18 protein-coding genes and 1 pseudogene are annotated in these 20,235 nt (G+C 72.3%); 10 read left to right on the forward strand and 9 right to left on the reverse strand.

Going from position 1 to position 20,235, the window contains the following annotated elements:
- Positions 1–104: 104 nt before the first annotated feature.
- A complete protein-coding gene (locus ACH5A8_RS04245; protein ID WP_398997733.1) occupies positions 105–2,375 on the reverse strand; it encodes an ATP-dependent RecD-like DNA helicase in 2,271 nt (756 codons plus the stop codon).
- A gap of 110 nt (positions 2,376–2,485) precedes the next feature.
- Positions 2,486–3,562, reverse strand: a complete 1,077-nt coding sequence (locus tag ACH5A8_RS04250) for an RICIN domain-containing protein (protein ID WP_398997735.1) — start codon at positions 3,560–3,562, stop codon at positions 2,486–2,488.
- A 191-nt stretch (positions 3,563–3,753) separates the two neighbouring features.
- On the opposite strand from ACH5A8_RS04250, the gene ACH5A8_RS04255 reads away from it, so the two are divergent.
- Entirely contained in the window at positions 3,754–4,722 is a 969-nt protein-coding gene (locus ACH5A8_RS04255; protein WP_398997737.1) for a helix-turn-helix domain-containing protein, read from the forward strand.
- A gap of 107 nt (positions 4,723–4,829) precedes the next feature.
- Here ACH5A8_RS04255 and ACH5A8_RS04260 read toward each other — a convergent pair whose 3' ends face one another.
- Genes ACH5A8_RS04260 through ACH5A8_RS04275 form a run of 4 tightly spaced genes read right to left on the reverse strand, consistent with a single transcriptional unit; the run spans position 4,830 to position 6,664 of the window.
- Positions 4,830–5,369, reverse strand: a complete 540-nt coding sequence (locus ACH5A8_RS04260) for an SMI1/KNR4 family protein (protein WP_398997739.1) — start codon at positions 5,367–5,369, stop codon at positions 4,830–4,832.
- A gap of 1 nt (position 5,370) precedes the next feature.
- Positions 5,371–5,592 carry a DUF397 domain-containing protein gene (locus ACH5A8_RS04265; RefSeq protein ID WP_398997741.1) on the reverse strand — a complete coding sequence of 74 codons (222 nt, stop codon included), beginning with the start codon at positions 5,590–5,592 and terminating at the stop codon, positions 5,371–5,373.
- An 8-nt stretch (positions 5,593–5,600) separates the two neighbouring features.
- Positions 5,601–5,804, reverse strand: a complete 204-nt coding sequence (locus ACH5A8_RS04270; protein WP_398997743.1) for a DUF397 domain-containing protein — start codon at positions 5,802–5,804, stop codon at positions 5,601–5,603.
- Positions 5,805–5,812: 8 nt separating this feature from the next.
- Positions 5,813–6,664, reverse strand: coding sequence for a helix-turn-helix domain-containing protein (locus ACH5A8_RS04275; protein WP_398997745.1), 852 nt, complete (start codon positions 6,662–6,664; stop codon positions 5,813–5,815).
- 200 nt (positions 6,665–6,864) lie between these two features.
- Between ACH5A8_RS04275 and ACH5A8_RS04280 the strand changes: the two are divergent.
- The 7 genes and pseudogenes from ACH5A8_RS04280 to ACH5A8_RS04310 all read left to right on the forward strand — a co-directional run.
- Positions 6,865–7,275: pseudogene (locus tag ACH5A8_RS04280) on the forward strand (ATP-binding protein); the annotation flags it as partial.
- A gap of 577 nt (positions 7,276–7,852) precedes the next feature.
- Entirely contained in the window at positions 7,853–8,872 is a 1,020-nt protein-coding gene (locus ACH5A8_RS04285) for a LacI family DNA-binding transcriptional regulator (protein WP_398997747.1), read from the forward strand.
- Entirely contained in the window at positions 8,869–10,398 is a 1,530-nt protein-coding gene (locus ACH5A8_RS04290) for a sugar ABC transporter ATP-binding protein (protein ID WP_398997749.1), read from the forward strand. Before ACH5A8_RS04285 ends, ACH5A8_RS04290 begins: the two co-directional genes overlap by 4 nt.
- Positions 10,388–12,337 (forward strand): substrate-binding domain-containing protein, encoded by a 1,950-nt coding sequence (locus ACH5A8_RS04295; RefSeq protein WP_398997751.1) that lies wholly within the window; start codon positions 10,388–10,390, stop codon positions 12,335–12,337. Before ACH5A8_RS04290 ends, ACH5A8_RS04295 begins: the two co-directional genes overlap by 11 nt.
- Positions 12,338–12,395: 58 nt before the next feature.
- Positions 12,396–13,301 (forward strand): ribokinase, encoded by a 906-nt coding sequence (locus ACH5A8_RS04300; RefSeq protein WP_398997753.1) that lies wholly within the window; start codon positions 12,396–12,398, stop codon positions 13,299–13,301.
- Positions 13,298–13,687 (forward strand): D-ribose pyranase, encoded by a 390-nt coding sequence (rbsD, locus tag ACH5A8_RS04305; protein ID WP_398997755.1) that lies wholly within the window; start codon positions 13,298–13,300, stop codon positions 13,685–13,687. Before ACH5A8_RS04300 ends, rbsD begins: the two co-directional genes overlap by 4 nt.
- A 314-nt stretch (positions 13,688–14,001) precedes the next feature.
- Positions 14,002–14,427, forward strand: a complete 426-nt coding sequence (locus ACH5A8_RS04310; protein ID WP_398997757.1) for a serine/threonine protein kinase — start codon at positions 14,002–14,004, stop codon at positions 14,425–14,427.
- Between the two features lie 29 nt (positions 14,428–14,456).
- Here ACH5A8_RS04310 and ACH5A8_RS04315 read toward each other — a convergent pair whose 3' ends face one another.
- The 3 genes from ACH5A8_RS04315 to ACH5A8_RS04325 are packed head-to-tail and all read right to left on the reverse strand — an operon-like array spanning position 14,457 to position 17,595.
- Entirely contained in the window at positions 14,457–15,299 is an 843-nt protein-coding gene (locus tag ACH5A8_RS04315; RefSeq protein WP_398997759.1) for a sugar phosphate isomerase/epimerase family protein, read from the reverse strand.
- Entirely contained in the window at positions 15,296–16,447 is a 1,152-nt protein-coding gene (locus ACH5A8_RS04320) for a dihydrodipicolinate synthase family protein (RefSeq protein WP_398997761.1), read from the reverse strand. Before ACH5A8_RS04320 ends, ACH5A8_RS04315 begins: the two co-directional genes overlap by 4 nt.
- A complete protein-coding gene (locus ACH5A8_RS04325) occupies positions 16,444–17,595 on the reverse strand; it encodes a Gfo/Idh/MocA family protein (RefSeq protein WP_398997763.1) in 1,152 nt (383 codons plus the stop codon). The genes ACH5A8_RS04320 and ACH5A8_RS04325 overlap by 4 nt, the downstream gene beginning before the upstream one ends.
- A 270-nt stretch (positions 17,596–17,865) precedes the next feature.
- On the opposite strand from ACH5A8_RS04325, the gene ACH5A8_RS04330 reads away from it, so the two are divergent.
- Both ACH5A8_RS04330 and ACH5A8_RS04335 read left to right on the forward strand, forming a co-directional pair.
- Entirely contained in the window at positions 17,866–18,912 is a 1,047-nt protein-coding gene (locus ACH5A8_RS04330; protein WP_398997765.1) for a LacI family DNA-binding transcriptional regulator, read from the forward strand.
- A gap of 139 nt (positions 18,913–19,051) precedes the next feature.
- Entirely contained in the window at positions 19,052–19,852 is an 801-nt protein-coding gene (locus ACH5A8_RS04335) for a sugar phosphate isomerase/epimerase family protein (protein WP_398997767.1), read from the forward strand.
- Positions 19,853–20,235: the final 383 nt, after the last annotated feature.

Consider the following 20,235-nt stretch of genomic DNA (forward strand, 5'->3'; position numbering starts at 1 on the left):
GCCCGGTTGGATCCGTTTTGTCGGCCTTTTCTCTTCCTGCCGACCCCTGTCGACCGTTCCCCTTCCGGCGGCTCCCGCGCCTGTTCCTCGGCCGTCCGGCGCCTTCAGGCGCCCTTGAGGCGGAAATCCAGCGCCGTGCAGCGCCGTCCCGCCGACACCGTGCGCACCGCCTGGCCGATCGCCTTGCGCGAGCCGACGAGGACGACCAGCTTCTTGGCCCGGGTCACCGCCGTGTAGAGCAGGTTGCGCTGGAGCATCATCCAGGCTCCCGTGGTGACCGGGATCACCACGGCGGGATATTCACTGCCCTGGGAGCGGTGAATGGTGACCGCGTAGGCGTGCGCCAGCTCGTCCAGCTCGTCGAAGTCGTACGGCACCTCCTCGTCCTCGTCGGTCAGCACCGTCAGGCGCTGTTCGACCGGGTCGAGCGAGGTGACGACGCCGACGGTGCCGTTGAAGACGCCGTTCTGCCCTTTGTCGTAGTTGTTACGGATCTGAGTGACCTTGTCGCCGACCCGGAAAACGCGTCCGCCGAACCGCTTCTCCGGCACATCGGGGCGGCCGGGGGTGACGGCCTGCTGGAGCAGCCCGTTGAGCGTGCCCGCGCCCGCCGGACCGCGGTGCATGGGCGCGAGCACCTGCACATCGCGGCGCGGGTCGAGGCCGAACCGGGCCGGGATCCGGTGCGCCGCCACGTCCACGGTGAGCCGGCCGGCCTCCTCGGTGTCGTCCTCGACGAAGAGGAAGAAGTCCTTCATGCCGTCGGTGAGGGGGTGCTGCCCGGAGTTGATGCGGTGCGCGTTGGTCACCACGCCCGACTGCTGGGCCTGGCGGAACACCCGGGTGAGGCGGACAGCCGGGATGGGGCCGCCGTCGGCGAGGAGGTCGCGCAGGACCTCGCCCGCGCCGACGCTGGGCAGCTGGTCGACGTCGCCCACGAAGAGCAGGTGCGCGCCGGGCGGCACGGCCTTGACCAGCTTGTTGGCGAGCAGCAGGTCCAGCATGGACGCCTCGTCGACGACCACGAGATCGGCGTCGAGCGGGCGGTCCCGGTCGTAGGCCGCGTCGCCGCCGGGCTTGAGCTCCAGCAGCCGGTGGACGGTGGAGGCCTCGGCGCCGGTCAGCTCGGCGAGCCGCTTGGCCGCGCGTCCGGTGGGCGCGGCGAGCACCACCTTCGCCTTCCTGGCGCGGGCCAGCTCCACGATCGAGCGGACCGTGAAGGACTTGCCGCAGCCCGGGCCGCCGGTCAGCACGGCCACCTTCTCGGTCAGCGCCAGCCTGACGGCCGCCTCCTGCTCGGGCGCGAGATCGACCCCCGTACGGCCCCTCAGCCAGCCGAGCGCCTTGTCCCAGGCCACGTCGCGGAACGCCGGCATCCGGTCCTCGCCGGTGCGCAGCAGTCGCAGGAGCTGGGCGGAGAGGGAGAGTTCGGCGCGGTGGAAGGGGACGAGGTAGACGGCGGTGACGGGGTCGCCGCCCTCCGGGCCCGGGACCTTCTCCCGTACGACGCCGGGGTCCTCCCCGTCCTCGGGCTCGGCGGCCAGTTCGGCGAGGCACTCGATGACCAGACCGGTGTCGACCTGGAGGAGCTTGACGGCGTCCGCGATCAGCCGTTCCTCGGGCAGGTAGCAGTTGCCCTGGTCGGCGGACTGGGACAGCGCGTACTGCAGGCCGGCCTTGACCCGCTCCGGGCTGTCGTGCGGGATGCCGACGGACTGGGCGATCTTGTCGGCGGTGAGGAAGCCGATGCCCCAGACGTCGGCGGCCAGCCGGTAGGGCTGGTTCTTCACCACGGAGATCGAGGCGTCGCCGTACTTCTTGTAGATGCGCACGGCGATGGAGGTGGACACCTCGACGGTCTGGAGGAAGAGCATGACCTCCTTGATCGCCTTCTGCTCCTCCCAGGCGTCGGCGATCTTCCTGGTCCGCTTCGGCCCGAGCCCCGGCACCTCGACGAGCCGCTTGGGCTCCTCCTCGATGATCCGGAGGGTGTCGGTGCCGAAGTGCTGCGTGATCCGGTCGGCGAACACGGGCCCGATGCCCTTGACCAGGCCCGAGCCGAGGTAGCGCCGGATGCCCTGCACGGTCGCGGGCAGCACGGTCGTGTAGTTCTCGACGTGGAACTGCTTGCCGTACTGGGGATGGGAGCCCCAGCGGCCCTCCATCCGCAGCGACTCCCCCACCTGCGCGCCGAGCAGCGCGCCGACGACGGTGAGGAGGTCGCCGGCGCCTCTGCCGGTGTCGACGCGGGCGACGGTGTAGCCGTTCTCCTCGTTGGCGTACGTGATCCGCTCGAGCACGCCTTCGAGGGTGGCGAAGCGCCGCTCCCCGTCCCCCGTCGTCCGCCCCGCCCCCCGGCTCGCCTCAGTGGTCATGAGGCGACGGTACCGGTGGGGTCTGACAGCGGGGCCGGCGCGGGGCCACCGGACCACGCCGGAGCGCGGTCCGCCGGGCGCCCGGCGGACCGCGTTCCGGCCGCGACCGGCTACGACTGGCAGTTGGTGAAGGTGGTGCTGGTCTGCACGCTGTAGATGCTGGCCCCGGCCGTGGGGTCGTCCTTGAGCGGGACGGTGAGGGTGTCGTCGGCCGTCCACGCGAAGCCGCTCTTGTCGAACGTCCACGTACCGGTCACCTTGGTGGCCAGTTCCGACAGGGCGACCCAGCCGTACTGGTTCGGCGGGATCGTCGCGGACACCGAGTTGCCGAGGTCCTCGGTGACGCTCAGGGTCACGTTGCCCGAGACGGTGCTCGCCACGGACGCCGCGACGGGGGACGCCCCGCCGGAGCCCAGTGACGCCGTCAGCTGCCATCCGAGCGTGCTGGACCATCCGGTCTGCGTGTGGATGCTGAAGGTGTACCCGGCCGGGTCCTGCGAGCCGTTGTACCAGACCGGGGAGACGCACTGCTTGGGCAGCGGGGCGGCCGGCGTCTGGCCGCGGGTGCTCCAGGAGCAGGTCGAGGTGTCCTTGGCGCACCGCGCGGCCGCGTAGTCGACCGCGAGGGCGAACGCGTCCTTGGCCGCGGTGCCCGTCCCCGACAGGGTCCACCGCTGCGCGCCCGTGCCGTTGCAGGAGTAGTTGTCGGTCCAGGCGTCGTCGTAGTTGCCCGCGTACCAGACGTCCAGACAGGTGTTGTCGCGCTTCTGCCGGATCATGAAGGTGTCCGTCCGGCCCGTGACGGGCTGGAAGTACCACTGCTCGCTCGCCCGGCCGTCACAGGACTGCTGCCGCAGCGGCGTACCCGCGTCCACGCACTTGCCGGTGTCGGAGTTGACGATGCTGAACGAGCTGTCCGAGGGATCGGGGCTGATGCGCCACTTCTGGTGATAGCCCGGCGAGCTGTTGGTCACGACGAAGACACCGTCGCCGGTGTTGCCGTTCTGCACGTCGAGACCGCGGCCGTTGTTGACGTTGGTGATCGTGACGCCGTTCAGGCCCGTCGGGGGCGTCGCCGTCCCGGCCGCCGCGGGGGCCGGCAGGGCCGACGCGCCGAGCGACAGGCCGACGACGCCGAGGAGCGCGGCGAGCCGTGCGGCGAGACGGTGTCGTGTTCTGGTGGACATGACTCCTCGTTTCCCGGGGTGGTGAGCGCGGCCCCGACCCGGCCGGCCGGGGCACTCCAAGATCTCCGACGCGCTCGCGCCGCGTATTGGCCCCGGGCGCACGGTTGTTGGCGCGGAACGCACTGTCGCCCGCCGCACCGGTGCCTTTGACTCGACTGCGGCAGCTGGCCCATCGGCGGACGAGGACGGCAGTGAGAGCGACAGTGATCGACACCGCCGGACTGGCGGAGCGGGAGCGGGCCGACGTCTGGGTCGAGACGATGGCGATGGCCCAGGTGACCCAGCGGGTGCGCTTCCTCGACGGCGCGGTCCCGCAGGGGCGCATCGAGGTGCTGCCGCTGGGCACCGGGCAGATCTCCGTCCTCTCGCACACCGCCGTGGAGGCGCAGCGGACACCGAGACTGGTCCGGCAGTCGGACCCGGAGATGTACCACGCCGCGCTCGTGACCTCCGGCGAGGTGGGCATCGAGCAGTTCGGGCAGAGCAGCCTGCTGCGGCGCGGGGACGTCGGGTTCTTCGACAGCTCCCACTCGTTCGGAACCTTCACCGGGCCGATCCCGACCGGGACCCTGATCCTCCAGTTCCCCAAACGTCTGCTGCGCGGCGGCGAGCGGACGTTCCGGCAGTTGTGCGGCCGTTCGCTTCCGGCGACGGAGGGGGTCGGGCGCGTCTTCGCGACGTTCCTGGCCGAGGTGGCCGCGCAGCACGACGCCTGCACGCCGCAGGACGCGGTGGCCCTCCAGGACACGGCGCTCGACCTGCTCACCGCGCTGCTGCGCCACCACCTCGGCCGGGACGCGACCGCGCCGCCGGCCTCGGGCACCGAGGCGATGTACCTGCGCATCGTCGCCCACATCGGCGAGCACCTGCACGAGCCCGGGCTGTCACCGCAGGACATCGCCCGCGCGCACAGCATCTCCGTGCGCTACCTGCACCGCATCTTCCAGCGGAACGGCACCACACCGCGCGCCTTCCTCCGCGAGCAGCGCATGGAACGCTGCCGCCGGGACCTGATCGCCCCCGCGCTGCGGGACGTCCCCGTCCACGCCATCGCGGCCCGCTGGGGCTACCCCCAGGCCGACGCCTTCTCCCGCGCCTTCCGGTCGCACACGGGGATGTCCCCACGCCAGTGGCGGGCCGCCCACGCCGATCCGCGCTGATCCGCGTCCGCGGGGTTCTCGCGGGGGGTGCGGGTCCTACGCGGGGGGTGCGGCCGGACGTCGCGCCGGCGCGGACGGCTCCGCCCGTCCCCGCGCCGGGGCGCCCGTCACCAGACGCCCAGCTTCTCGCAGCCGTGCTCGAACCACTGCGCGAACGAGACGGGCTCGCCTCCCAGCCGCATCGGGAGGATCAGGTCGCAGGAGGCACGGGCGTCGAACCACATCTCGCCCCGGTGCGGTCCGGTGACGACGAGCAGCGTCGCGAAGCCGCAGCCGTTGTCCTGGACGCACACGGCGCCGGCGGTCTTGCGGTCCTGCGACTCCCCGTACTCGTCGTCCCACCGCCGCCAGGCCGCCCGGTGGGCGTCCTCGTCCGCGAAGTCCTCGCGCAGCGGCTCGCGCGCGTCCAGCAGGTCTTCTTGGTCGCGGTAGGAATCGGGGTGCGGGAAGTCGGTGCCGAGCAGGGCGTGGTCGGTGCGGGAGTCCCCCTCCCAGCCCCAGCCGTCGGCGGTCCGGCGCAGCCGGTTCACCCGCCCCTCGCCGTTGCGCCGCAGCAGGTACTCCCGGTACTCCCCGGGGAACAGGATCCCCAACTCCTGCTCGGCGTGGCGGACCTCCGCGTCGGACAGCGCCGCCGCCCGACGCACCTCACGCCTCCAGGGCATCGGTGCGCGTCAGGTGCCCCTGCGGGTCCTTCAGAGCCCCGACGAAGGCGGTGAAGGCGGGGGCGGGGAAGGTGAGGATGGCTCGGGCGGGGGCTTTGGAGTCGCGGACGGCGGCGTGGGTGGGGGAGGTGGCGACCTCCACGCAGTTGTTGCCGTCACCGCCGCCAGAGCAGGAGGACTTCCGCCAGGTGGTGCGGGTGTTCACAGGGCGGCTCACAGTGCCGTGGTCGTAGGCGCGGTCTTCAGGGCCTCCACGAAGGTGGAGAAGACACCGGCCGGGAAGGTCAGGGTCTCTCGGGCTGGGCCCTTGGAGTCGCGCACGGCTATGCGAGCAGGCGATTCGGCGATCTCCACACAGTCGTTGCCCTCACCGCCGCCCGAGTAAGACGACTTCCGCCAGGTGATGGGGGTTGCCATGCTGGTCCTCACAGTTCCTTGGTCAACTGGTGAATGAGGTCTCGCGACCGCGCAGGAGAGAGCGACTCCGCCCTCACCGCACGGAAGAGTTTTCGGAAATGCTCCAACTGGGCCTCGGAGTCAATGAAGGCCGTCCCATGAGGGGCATCACGCACCACAGTGTCCAGCCGAGGGACCGCTCCACCCAGATGCACCATAGTGCTCCCAGCTCCCGCGAAGTCATCCAGCACGAAGGGAATGACCTGCACCGTCACATGGTCCGCCTCGGACATCTCCAAGATGCCCTCCAACTGCGCCCGGGTGGCCGCTCGACCGGCGACCCTGATCCTCAGCGCAGCCTCGTGAATCACTGTCTCGTACGGCATCGGGTCAGAACCTTCGATGACAACCTTGCGCCTCATCCTGTGCCCTACCCGCAGTTCCACCTCATCCTCTGGGAACTCCGGGTTCATGTAAGCGAAGAGCGACCTGGCATATTCCGCCGTTTGAAACAGCCCTGGCACGTGGATCACTGCGACGTCATGGCGAAACCGAGCATGGTGATCGAGCTCGGCAAGATCCTGATAAGCGGCAGGGAGCACCCCTCTGTACTCCTCCCACCAGCCACGAGTACGGACAGCAGTCATCTCGACCAAGGCCGCGATCAACTCGGTGTCGTCACAGGCGTAGTTCGCGGCCATCCTGCGTACTCGCTCTTCGCTCACGCCTGAGGCGCCGGACTCGATCTGGCTCATCTGTGCCGAGTTCACGCCGAGCAAGCTTGCCGCTTCTGTGGCTTTGAGGCCTGCGGCCTCGCGCAACCTCCGCAGCTCCGCGCCCAGCCGGGCTTGACGGGCCGTGGGATGCCGTCGTACCGGCACAACACCCTCCCTCAACAACGCTGGCGCGACTACTCGTTCGGTGTCAGATTACGCGACCAGGTTGCCCCGACTTAAATTTATGACCTACTGTCAGTGACGTAAGGACCACGCAGCGGAAGTGCGCCGCGCCGTCGCGCCCAGACGGCTGCGGCAATGCCACCGCACGCGAACTCCCCCCTACACAACGGAGTCGATGCCCCATGCCCGAAACCGCCCCCGCCCCCTGGGAGTACTCCCTCCACATCCCCAACGACCCCCGCGCCGTCACCGTCACCCGCCGCACCCTGCGGCTGATCCTCACCCTCCACGGTCTGATCGGCCTGGTGGACACCGCCGAACTCCTCGCCACCGAGCTGATCTCGAACACCGTGCTGCACACCAAGGGCCCCGCCGCCCTCCGCCTCCGCTTCTCCGCCGGCGTCCTGCGGATCGGGGCGTGGGACGCCGACCCCGCACCCCCGGAGCCACCCGTCCCCCTGGAGTCGGTCGTCGACCAGGAGGAAGGACGCGGACTCGCCCTGGTCAGAGCCTGCTCCGACCTCTGGGGCTGGCAGCCCCTCTCCCGCAACGGCGACCGCGGAAAGGTCGTCTGGTGCGAACTCTCGGCGGCGTGGCCGCTGGTTCGGGTGAAACGCCGACCTGAAAGAAACGAGGAGGAAAACATGCCTTTCGTCACCTACTTCCCCGGCCGTGGAACGGTCCGCGAGACGGCGTACCTGGAAGGCAAGGCCGAAGGCATCCTCTGCGTACGGGAGCTACGCGGCGTCCCCGTGACGGACAGCGTGCGCGAGCGCATCACCACCTGCACCGAACTTTCCCTCCTCGACGCGTGGCTGGAGCGTTCCCTCACGGTCGCCCAGGCGGAGGACCTCTTCACCGAGGACGCCGACGTATCCGAGTAGCCCCTCGGCCGAGTGAACCGTGCCCGGACTCCCGCGCGGCCGGGATTCCGGGCTCCGGTCTCGCCGACGGCCGCCGACCGCCTCGCCTCCGGCCGGGGATTGATCCGGCCACGGAGCCGGACAGCCCCCGCCGCCTCGCGGGCCGAGCCCACGCCGCTCACCTCGCGGAACGCACCCCCACCCCCGGGTCACGATTAGGTTTCAGCCACCCCCACCCCCTTGTCTCGATCTCGTGTAATCGATTCCAATCCTCCGTGTAATCGATTCCACGAGGAGGTGGAACGCGATGGCGAGCATCAAGGACGTCGCCGCCGAGGCGGGGGTGTCGGTCGCCACGGTCTCGCGGGTGCTGAACGACCATCCGTCGGTCAGCGACGACGCCCGTACGCGCGTGCTGACCGCCGTCGAGGCGCTGGGCTACCGTCCGAACGCCGTCGCCCGGTCGCTGCGCACCGACCAGACCCGCACGCTCGGGCTGGTCATCAGCGACGTGCTGAATCCTTACTTCACCGAGCTGGCCCGGTCCGTGGAGGAAGAGGCCCGCGCGCTCGGGTACAGCGTCATCATCGGGAACGCCGATGAGCGGCCCGACCTGCAGGATCATCATGTGCGGACCCTGCTGGACCGCCGGATCGACGGGCTGCTCGTCTCCCCCACCGACGGCGGCTCGCCGCTGATGCTGGACGCCGCACGGGCGGGGACGCCGATGGTGTTCGTGGACCGGTGGATCCCGGGCGTCGACGTGCCCGTCGTACGGGCCGACGGCCGCGAGGCGATCGGGGACCTCGTCAAGCATCTGCACCGGCTCGGGCACCGGCGGCTCGCGATCATCGCGGGACCGGCGGCCACCACGACCGGCAGCGAGCGCGTGCGGGCGTTCCGGGCGGCCCTGGCCGAGTACGGCCTGCCGCTGCCCGACGCCTACACCGGCCAGGGCGACTTCCAGGCCGAGAGCGGACGGCGGGTCACCGAGGGGTTCCTCGACCTGCCCGAGCCGCCCGACGTCGTCTTCGCCGCCGACAACCTGATGGCGCTCGGCGCGCTGGACGCGGTGCGCGCCCGCGGGCTGCGGGTGCCGGACGACATCGCGCTGGCCGCTTTCGACGACATCCCCTGGTTCGTGCACACCGATCCGCCGGTCACCGCGATCGCCCAGCCCACGGGCGAGCTGGGCCGGGCCGCCGTACGGGCCCTGGTCGACCGCATCGAGGGACGGACCCCGCGGTCCGTCACCCTCCCCGCCCGTCTCGTCGTGCGTCGCTCGTGCGGCGAGACCCCCTCCCCAGTGCAAAGGAGCACGTCGTGAGCGACCCGGACGAGTTGCTGCGCATCGAAGGGATCCGGAAGACCTTCCCGGGCGTGGTCGCGCTGGACAGCGTCGACTTCGACCTGCGCCGCGGCGAGGTGCACGTGCTGCTCGGCGAGAACGGCGCGGGCAAGAGCACCCTGATCAAGATGCTCTCCGGCGCCTACACCCCCGATGCCGGAAAGATCCTCGCGGGCGGTCAGGAAGTCCGTATCCATGGCGCGCAGGACGCCGAGCGCCTCGGCATCGCCACCATCTACCAGGAGTTCAACCTCGTACCGGACCTGACGGTCGCCGAGAACATCTTCCTGGGGCGCCAGCCGCGCCGCTTCGGCATGATCGACCGGGGGCGCATGGAGGCCGACGCCGCCGCGCTGCTGGAGCGGGTCGGCGTCAACGTCTCGCCGCGCGCCCGGGTGCGCGAACTCGGCATCGCCCGGCTCCAGATGGTCGAGATCGCCAAGGCGCTCAGCCTGGACGCCCGGGTGCTGATCATGGACGAGCCGACCGCCGTGCTCACCTCCGAGGAGGTCGAGAAGCTGTTCGCGATCGTGCGCGCGCTGCGCGCCGACGGCGTCGGCATCGTCTTCATCACCCACCACCTGGAGGAGATCGCCGCCCTGGGCGACCGGGTCACGGTCATCCGGGACGGGCGCAGCGTGGGCCAGGTGCCCGCCTCGACGCCCGAGGACGAGCTCGTCCGGCTCATGGTGGGCCGCTCCATCGAGCAGCAGTACCCGCGCGAGCGGCCCGAGCAGGGCGAGGCGCTGCTCACCGTCGACGGGCTCACCCGTGACGGGGTCTTCCACGACATCGGCTTCCAGGTGCACGCCGGCGAGGTCGTCGGCATCGCCGGGCTGGTCGGAGCGGGACGTACCGAGGTCGTGCGGGCCGTGTTCGGCGCGGACCCGTACGACCGCGGGACCGTGAAGGTCGCCGGCGCCGAGCTCAGGCGGCACGACGTGAACGCCGCCATGGCCGCCGGGATCGGGCTGGTGCCCGAGGACCGCAAGGGGCAGGGCCTGGTCCTGGACGCCTCCGTGGAGGAGAACCTCGGACTGGTCACGCTGCGGTCCGCGACCCGCGCCGGACTCGTGGACCTCAAGGGCCAGCACACCGCCGCCGAGCGGATCGCCGAGCAGCTGGGCGTGCGGATGGCGGGTCTCGGCCAGCATGTGCGGACCCTGTCCGGCGGCAACCAGCAGAAGGTCGTCATCGGCAAGTGGCTGCTGGCGAACACCAAGGTCCTCATCCTCGACGAGCCGACCCGGGGCATCGACGTCGGCGCCAAGGTCGAGATCTACCAGCTCATCAACGAACTCACGGCCGCCGGCGCCGCCGTCCTGATGATCTCCAGCGATCTGCCCGAGGTGCTCGGCATGAGCGACCGGGTCCTGGTGATGGCGCAGGGCCGGATCGCCGGCGAGCTGCCGGCCGGTCAGGCCACCCAGGACGCCGTGATGGCGCTCGCCGTCAGCACCCCCTCCCACGACACGACCGAAGAGGAGGCCCCCCGTGGCCACTGACACGCTCAAGAGCAAGGCGGGAGCGGGCAGCGCCTCCGGTCTGCGCCGCCTGCTCCTCGACAACGGCGCGCTCACCGCGCTGATCGTCCTCGTCATCGCGCTGTCGGCGCTGTCCGGCGACTTCCTGACGACGGACAACCTGCTGAACATCGGCGTCCAGGCGGCCGTGACCGCCATCCTCGCCTTCGGCGTCACCTTCGTCATCGTCTCGGCGGGCATCGACCTGTCGGTCGGCTCGGTGGCCGCGCTGTCGGCGACCGTGCTGGCCTGGAGCGCCACCTCGCACGGCGTCCCCGTCGTCCTCGCGGTGCTGCTCGCGATCGCCACGGGCATCGCCGCGGGGCTGGTCAACGGCTTCCTGATCTCCTACGGCAAGCTGCCGCCGTTCATCGCGACGCTGGCCATGCTGTCGGTGGGCCGCGGTCTGTCCCTGGTCATCTCCCAGGGCTCCCCGATCGCCCTGCCGGACTCCGTCTCCCACCTGGGCGACACGCTCGGCGGCTGGCTGCCGGTGCCCGTGCTGGTCATGGTCGTGATGGGCCTGATCACCGCGCTGATCCTGGGCCGTACCTACATCGGCCGCTCCATGTACGCGATCGGCGGCAACGAGGAGGCGGCCCGCCTCTCCGGTCTGCGGGTCAAGCGGCAGAAGCTCGCCATCTACGCCCTGTCGGGGCTGTTCGCCGCCGCCGCGGGCATCGTGCTCGCCGCCCGGCTGTCCTCCGCCCAGCCGCAGGCCGCCAACGGCTACGAGCTGGACGCGATCGCGGCCGTCGTCATCGGCGGCGCCTCCCTGGCGGGCGGCACCGGCAAGGCGTCGGGCACGCTGATCGGCGCGCTGATCCTCGCCGTGCTGCGCAACGGCCTCAACCTGCTGTCCGTGTCCGCGTTCTGGCAGCAGGTCGTCATCGGCGTCGTCATCGCGCTGGCGGTGCTGCTGGACACCGTGCGCCGCAAGGCCGGCGCCACCCCGCAGGCCGCGGGCACCGGCAGCGGCGGCGGCAAGGGCAAGCAGGCGGCGACGTACGGCCTGGCGGCCGTGGTCACCGTGGCCCTGGTGGCCGCGACCTCGCTGCTGCACACCGGCTCCTCCTCCACCACCCCGAAGATGGGCCTGTCCCTGTCCACGCTGAACAACCCGTTCTTCGTGCAGATCCGGTCGGGCGCGCAGGCCGAGGCGAAGAAGCTCGGTATCGACCTGACCGTCACCGACGCCCAGAACGACGCCTCCCAGCAGGCCAACCAGCTCCAGAACTTCACGAGCTCCAGCCTCGGCGCGATCATCGTCAACCCGGTGGACTCGGACGCGGCGAGCAACTCCGTGAAGGCCGCCGACAAGGCCGACATCCCGGTCATCGCCGTGGACCGCGGCGTCAACAACGCCAAGACGGACGCGCTGGTCGCCTCCGACAACGTCGCCGGCGGCGAGCTGGCCGCCAAGACCATCGCCGAGAAGCTGGGCGGACACGGCAGGATCGTGATCCTCCAGGGCCAGGCGGGCACCTCCGCCGCCCGTGAGCGCGCCGCCGGCTTCGCCCAGGGCCTCAAGGCCTACCCGGGCATCCAGGTGCTGGCCCAGCAGCCCGCCGACTTCGACCGCACCAAGGGCCTCGACGTGATGTCGAACCTGCTCCAGGCGCACCCGGACGTGCAGGGCGTGATCGCCGCCAACGACGAGATGGCGCTCGGCGCGGTCAAGGCGCTCGGCTCCAAGGCCGGCACGTCCGTCCAGGTCGTCGGCTTCGACGGCACGCCGGACGGCCTGACCGCTGTCAAGAAGGGCACGCTGTACGCGTCCGTGGCGCAGCAGCCCAGCCAGCTCGGCAGGATCGCCGTGGACAACGCGCTGAAGGCGACCCAGGGCAAGAAGGTCGAGTCGACGGTGAAGGTGCCGGTCAAGGTGGTAACGAAGGAGAACGTGGCCGGGTTCAGCGGCTGACCGGCCCGCGTTCGGGCGAGCTGACCGGCACACGTTCCGGGTGAGGAGACACTGCGCAATGCACGACTACGACCTGCTGGTCGTCGGATCGGCCAACGCCGACCTGGTGATCGGCGTGGAGCGGCGGCCCGCGGCCGGGGAGACGGTGCTCGGCTCCGACCTGGCCGTCCACCCCGGCGGCAAGGGCGCCAACCAGGCGGTGGCCGCCGCCCGCCTCGGGGCCCGTACGGCCCTGCTGGCCCGGGTCGGCGACGACGCGCACGGCCGGCTGCTGCTGGACTCGCAGCGGGCGGCCGGGGTGGACCCGGCGGGCGTGCTGGTCGGCGGCGCGCCGACCGGCGTCGCCCTGATCACGGTGGACCCCTCCGGGGACAACTCCATCGTGGTCTCGCCGGGCGCCAACGGGCGGCTCACCCCGAAGGACGTCCGTGCGGCGGCCGGGCTGGTCCGCTCCGCCCGGGTGGTCTCCGCGCAGCTGGAGATCCCGCTGGAGACGGTCGTGGAGGCCGTGCGCCGGCTGGCGGACGGCAGCCGGTTCGTGCTGAACCCGTCGCCGCCGCGGGAGCTGCCGCCGGAGCTGCTGGAGGCGTGCGACCCGCTGATCGTCAACGAGCACGAGGCGAAGGTGATCCTCGGCGGGGACGGGGTCGGCGACGACCCGGAGGACTGGGCGCGGGCGCTGCTCGCGCGCGGCCCGCGTTCGGTGGTCGTCACCCTGGGCGCCGAGGGCGCGCTGGTGGCGTCCGCCGACGGAGCGGCCGTGCGGGTGCCGTCGGTGAAGGTGGACGCCGTGGACACCACCGGCGCGGGCGACGCGTTCACCGCCGCCCTGGCCTGGCGGCTCGGCGCGGGCGCGTCCCTCGCCGAGGCGGCGACCTACGCGGCACGGGTCGGCGCGGTGGCCGTGACCCGGCGGGGCGCGCAGGAGTCGTACCCGACGGCGGACGAGGTCGAGGCCGTATGAAGAAGGCGGGCATCCTGAACCGGCAGCTGTGCGGTGCGCTGGCCGAGCTGGGCCACACCGACCAGGTGCTGGTGTGCGACGCGGGCATGCCGATACCGGACGGGCCCCGCGTGGTGGACCTGGCGTTCCGCGCCGGCGTCCCGTCCTTCGCCGAGGTGCTGGACGGCCTGCTGGCCGAGCTGGTGGTCGAGGGCGCGACGGCGGCGGCGGAGGTGCGCGAGGCCAATCCGGCGGCCGCCGCCCTGCTGGAGGGCCGCTTCCCCGGGCTGGCCCTCGTCCCGCACGAGCGGCTCAAGGAGCTGACGGCGGGCGCGCGGCTGGTCGTACGGACCGGGGAGGCGCGGCCGTACGCCAACGTGCTGCTGCGGTGCGGGGTGTTCTTCTAAGGGCTGTCGTCGCATTCCCGTCGTCCGCCCGGAGGGCGGACAGCTTCGAGGGGGCACGGTCGTCGACCGTGCCCCCTCGGCTCTTCCCCTCCTGTACCGGAACCCCGCGATCCCCCCCCGGGTCCCCCCGCATGGGTTCCGACGTCAGGTACGACACCCCTGGTGCGGGAAGGGTTGCACGGTCCCGGTGACTATTTTTCCGCCGTCAGGAGCCGCTCGGCCGCGGCTCGCCTCCCCGGCCGGCCCCGCCGCGGGCCGCCGGCGTCACCGTGATCCCGTCGGCCCGGCCGGCGACCGCTGCTATGGTCAGGTTCATGATCAAAATCGGGAAGAGGACGACGATGCCGAAGAGCAGGATCGCCGCCGTCGGCGTGACGAGCATGGCCCTGGCGCTGGGCGCCACCATCGGCTTCGCGGGCACGGCGAGCGCGGCCACCCCGCAGGGCGTCTGCGGCAGCGGCTACACGGTGCGGGGCTCGCACACGCTGGGTTCGGGCCCCAATGCGACGGTGTACCTGCTCCGCAACGGCACGAACGCCTGTGTGGTCACCCTCAAGACCGGGTCGTCCATCGGCAACACGGTCGAGATCGGCGCCTGGATCGGCGCCGCCGACGGCTACAGCAACGCCGACGTCGGCAAGTACGGCACCTACGCGGGCCCGATCAAGCTCAACTCCAGCTGCGTGTACTGGGGCGGCCACTACGGTTCGTCCAGCTGGTACGACAAGACGCCCTGCTAGCGGTCCCTGGTTCGTGCCGGCGGAGCCCGTCATCGAAGGACGTGCTCCACGAACCGCCGTGCGGTCTCCGCCAGCACCTCCCGGCCGTCTCGCGCCCACAACTCCTCGTTGAACAGCTCGACTTCGATGGCGCCGGTGTAGCCGGCCGCCTCGACACACCCCTTCCACTCCCGCATGTCGATCGCGCCGTCGCCGATCTGGCCGCGGCCGGTGAGGACGCCCGCCGGGAGCGGGGTGGTCCAGTCGGCGAGCTGGAAGGTGTGGATGCGGCCGCCCGCGCCGGCGCGGGCGATCTGCTCGGGGGCCCGGTCGTCCCACCAGACGTGGTACGTGTCCACGGTCACGCCGACCTGGCGGGCGGGGAAGCGCTCGGCGAGGTCGAGGGCCTGGGCGAGGGTGGAGACCACGCAGCGGTCGGCGGCGTACATGGGGTGCAGCGGTTCGACGGCCAGCCGTACGCCGTGGCCCTCGGCGTACGGGCCGAGTTCCGCGAGCGCGTCGGCGACGCGCTCGCGGGCGCCGTGCAGGTCCCTGTCCCCGCTCGGCAGTCCGCCGCAGACCAGGACCAGGGTGTCGGTGCCGAGGGTGGCCGCCTCCTCGACGGCCCGGCGGTTGTCGGCCAGGGCCGCCGCCCGCCGCTCGGAGCCGGTCGCCGTGAGGAAGCCGCCCCGGCACAGGGTCGTCACGGTCAGGCCCGCCTCGCGGACCAGTCTCGCCGCCGCCCCCACTCCGTACGCCTGGACCGGTTCGCGCCACAGGCCGACGTTGCGGATTCCCGACTCGCCGCAGGCGTCGACCAGTTCGGGCAGGGACAGCTGCGTGACCGTCATCTGGTTGATGGAGAAGCGGGTCAGGTCCGGGTCGGCGGTCATCGGTCCACTCCGTGCAGGGAGAGCAGGTTCCTCATCCGTTCCTCGGCGAGTTCCGGATCGGGGAACAGGCCCAGGCGGTCGGCGAGTTCGTAGGCGCGGGCGTAGTGCGGCAGGGAGCGGGCGGACTGCAGGCCGCCGACCATCGTGAAGTGCGACTGGTGCCCGGCCAGCCAGGCGAGGAGGACCACGCCGCTCTTGTAGAAGCGGGTGGGGGCCTGGAAGAGGTGGCGGGACAGTCCGACCGTGGGGTCGAGGAGGTCGCGGAAGCCCTCCGTGTCCCCCGTGTCCAGGACGCGTACCGCCTCGGCGGCGAGCGGGCCCAGCGGGTCGAAGACGCCGAGCAGGGCGTGGCTGAAGCCCTGGCCGTCGCCGGCGATCAGCTCCGGGTAGTGGAAGTCGTCACCGGTGTAGCAGCGGACGCCCCGGGGGAGCCTGCGGCGCAGTTCCACCTCGCGGCGGGCGTCCAGCAGGGAGATCTTCACCCCGTCCACCTTGTCGGGGTGGGCGGCGATGACGTCGAGGAAGGTGCCGGTGGCGGCGTCCAGGTCGGTGGAGCCCCAGTAGCCCTCCAGGGCGGGGTCGAACATGGGGCCGAGCCAGTGCAGGATCACCGGGTCGGCGGCCTGGCGGAGCAGGTGACCGTAGACGTCGAGGTAGTCCTCGGGGCCCCGGGCGGCGGCGACGAGGGACCGGGACGCCATGAGGATCACCTGGGCGCCCGCCCCCTCGACGACGGCGAGCTGCTCCTCGTACGCCCCCCGGACGTCGGCGAGCGAGCCGCCGGCGAGCTGGTCGGTGCCGACGCCGCAGGCGATACGTCCGCCCACCGCCCTCGCCTCCGCCGCCGACCGGCGGATCAGTTCGGCCGCGCCCGCCCAGTCCAGTCCCATGCCGCGCTGCGCGGTGTCCATCGCCTCGGCGACGCCCAGCCCGTGGGACCACAGATGGCGGCGGAAGGCGAGGGTGGCGTCCCAGTCGACAACGGCGGGCGAGTCGGGCGACACGTCCGCGAACGGGTCGGCGACGACGTGCGCCGCCGCGAAGACGGTGCGCGAGGCGAAGGGGGCGCCGGCGGTGGCGGCGAAGGGCTCGGTGCGCGGCTTGTAGGGTCTCAGGGCGCCCGTCGCGTCGGGCAGGCGGAGGGTCACAGCCGGATCTCCGGCACCTCGATGCGGCGGCCCTCGGCCGAGGACCTCAGGCCCAGTTCGGCGAGCTGGACGCCGCGCGCGCCGGCCAGCAGGTCCCAGCGGTAGGGGGCGTCGGCGTAGACGTGGTGGAGGAACAGCTCCCACTGGGCCTTGAAGCCGTTGTCGAACTCGGTGTTGTCGGGCACCTCCTGCCACTGGCCGCGGAAGTCCTCGGTGGCCGGGACATCGGGGTTCCACACCGGTTTGGGGGTGGCGGAGCGGTGCTGGGCGCGGCAGTGGCGCAGGCCGGCGACGGCGGAGCCCTCCGTGCCGTCCACCTGGAACTCGACCAGTTCGTCGCGGTGGACGCGCACCGCCCAGGAGGAGTTGATCTGGGCGACCGTGCCGCCCTCGAGTTCGAAGAGGCCGTAGGCGGCGTCGTCGGCGGTGGCGTCGTAGGGCTTGCCGTGCTCGTCCCAGCGCCGGGGGATGTGGGTGGTGGCCAGGGCCTGTACGGAGGTGACGCGGCCGAACAGCTCGTGCAGCACGTACCCCCAGTGCGGGAACATGTCCACGACGATGCCGCCGCCGTCCTCGGCCCGGTAGTTCCACGAGGGGCGCTGGGCCCGCTGCCAGTCGCCCTCGAAGACCCAGTAGCCGAACTCGCCGCGCACCGACAGGATCCGGCCGAAGAAGCCGCCGTCGATCAGCCGCTTCAGCTTCAGCAGGCCCGGCAGGAAGATCTTGTCCTGCACGACGCCGTGCTTGACGCCCCGGGCGTGCGCGAGCCGCGCCAGTTCCAGCGCGCCGGCCAGGCCGGTGGCGGTGGGCTTCTCGGTGTAGACGTGCTTTCCGGCGGCAATCGCTTTCTTGATGGCCTCCTCGCGGGCGGAGGTGACCTGCGCGTCGAAGTAGATCTCGACGTCCGGGTCGGCGAGGACGGCGTCGAGGTCGGTGGTGTGGTGCTCCAGCCCGTGCCGGTCGGCGAGCGCCCGGAGGGCGTGCTCGCGGCGGCCGACCAGGACCGGTTCCGGCCACAGCACGGTGCCGTCGCCGAGGTCGAGTCCGCCCTGCTCGCGCAGGGCGAGGATCGAGCGGACCAGGTGCTGGCGGTAGCCCATGCGCCCGGTGACGCCGTTCATGGCGATCCGCACCGTCTTGCGTGTCACGTCGGTCCCTTCGTAGGTGTCGTACGCGGCGTCCGCGCCGCACGGGCGGCGGCGGCCGTGTCGGCGAACCTCGCAGCAAGCGCTTTCTACAGGGTGAGAAGCTAGCCTCTGGACGGCGGCGGGGACAAGAGCGCGACGGTACGGGGTTGTTCGAGCGGGCGAACAAAGGTGCCGGGTGGTCGTAGGGTCTGCACGACACGGACGACGAAACGCACGCGATCACACGACGCAGGGAACAGACGGCGAGATGCGCGACCGGAGGACGACGAGATGACGGTGACCCTGGCGGACGTGGCGGCCCGCGCCCAGGTCTCGCCCGCGACGGTGTCGCGCGTGCTGAACGGCAACTACCCGGTGGCCGCCTCCACCCGGGAACGCGTGCTGAAGGCGGTCGACGAGCTGGACTACGTGCTCAACGGCCCCGCCAGCGCGCTCGCCGCCGCCACCTCCGACCTGGTCGGCATCCTGGTCAACGACGTCGCCGACCCGTTCTTCGGGATCATGGCGAGCGCCATCCAGTCCGAGATCGGCGGCCCGGGCGGCCGGGCGGGCGGCGAACGGCTGGCCGTGGTCTGCAACACCGGCGGCTCGCCGGACCGCGAGCTGACGTACCTGACCCTGCTGCAGCGGCAGCGGGCGGCGGCGGTGGTGCTGACCGGCGGGGCCGTGGAGGCCGAGCCGCACGCGACGGCGGTCGCGGCGAAGCTGCGCAAGCTGGCGGAGTCCGGGACCCGGGTGGTGCTGTGCGGACGGCCGCCGGTGGCGGACACCGGCGCGGTCGCGCTGGCCTTCGACAACCGCGGGGGCGCGCGGCAGCTCACCGGGCATCTGATCGGCCTGGGCCACCGGCGGCTCGGCTACATCGCCGGCCCCGAGGAGCGGACGACCACCCGGCACCGGCTGGAGGGTCACCGCGAGGCGCTCGCGGCGGCCGGCGTCGAGGACGACCCCCGCCGGACGCTGCACGGGCGCTACGACCGGACCTCCGGTTACGACGCCACGCTGGAGCTGCTGCGCCGCGACCCGGACCTGACGGCGGTCGTCGCCGCCAACGACTCCGTCGCGCTGGGCGCGTGCGCGGCGCTGCGCGGGGCCGGGCTGCGGATACCCGAGGACGTCTCGGTGGCCGGCTTCGACGACCTCCCCTACAGCGTCGACGCGGTGCCGTCCCTGACGACGGTGCGGCTGCCGCTGGCCGAGGCGGGGGCCCGGGCGGGCCGGATCGCGATGGGCCGCGAGGAACCGCCGCCCGGGGGGATCGCGACGGTGCGGGGGGAGCTGATGGTGCGGGGGTCGTCCGGGGTGCCCCGGCACTGAGGGGGCCGCCTCGCACGCGGCCGTACGGCGCGGGACCGGGCCGCCGGGCCACCACGCAGCCCGGACCTCCGGACCTCCGGACCGGCGCCCCGACCCCCGGCTGGAGGTTCCTCGCTGATCTCGCGGGTACACCCCCGCTATGAAGCTGGCGTTCTCCACCCTCGGTGTCCCCGGTCTGCCCGTCCCGGACGTGATCGCTCTCGCCGTCGCGCACGGTTACCACGGTGTCGAGCTGCGCGCCCACCCCGAGGAGCCGGTGCACCCCGGGCTCGCCCCCGCGCGGCGGGCGGAGGTGGCGGCCGAGTTCAAGGAGGCGGGCGTCGAGATCGTGGGCGTCGCGGGGTACGCGCGGGTCGCCACGCCCGGCGACGACGCGGCCGTCCTGGCCGAGATCCGCGCACTCCTCGAACTCGCCCGGGACCTGGGCGCCCCGTTCGTCCGGGTCTTCCCGGGCGGTGACGCGGACCTGCCGCGCGAGGAGGCCGACGCCGTCGCCGCCCGGCGCCTGGGCACCGCGGCGGAGGACGCGGCGGCCCTCGGTGTGCGCATCCTGCTGGAGACCCACGACTCGCACCCCACCGGGGCCGACGCCATCCGCGTCCTCGGACCGGTCGGCCACGGCCACGTGGGCGCGCTGTGGGACGTGATGCACCCCTGGCGGGCCGGCGAGCAGCCCCTGGACACCTACGCGGCGCTCGCCCCGCACCTCGGATACGTGCAGGTCAAGGACATCGCCTCCGCCGACGACCCGACCCCGGTCCCGCTCGGGGCCGGCGCCCTGCCGCTGGCCGAGTGCGTCGAGGTCCTCTCCCGCAACGGCTGGGACGGCTGGCTGTGCTGGGAGTACGAGAAGCGCTGGCACGAGACCGCGCCCCCGCTCCCGGACCTCCTCACCCCCGCCCGCGACCACCTCACCCGCCTGCTGACCGAATCCGCCTGACCCGACCACGCACGTTCCGGGGCTCGCGGCCGCGGGGCGGTTCCTCGTGCTGATCGCGGCGCCCGTGCTGCCGGCGGCCCTGGCGTTCGCCGTGGGGTGGCTCGGCGCCGCGTTCCGCGTCCGGGAGCATCCGAGCGAGGTCGGCGCGCGGAGGTGGCTGGAGGGGCGGTAGGTCGGTCGCCTTTCGTGTCCCCTCGGCGGTGCCTCCACGGCCCCTCGCCCCCCCCTTCCGGCGATGCCCTCCACGAATCCTCGCCTCCTCCTCCGGCGATGCCCTACGCGGCTCCTCGCCGGCGCTGCGCGCTCCCTTGACTGGCAGAAACTTCCCGGATATCAGTGGCTCCTCGGAAGTTTCCTTCAGCGACGACACTCCAGCGGATCTC

Source organism: Streptomyces sp. NPDC018610, assembly GCF_044391765.1.
Taxonomy (GTDB): domain Bacteria; phylum Actinomycetota; class Actinomycetes; order Streptomycetales; family Streptomycetaceae; genus Streptomyces.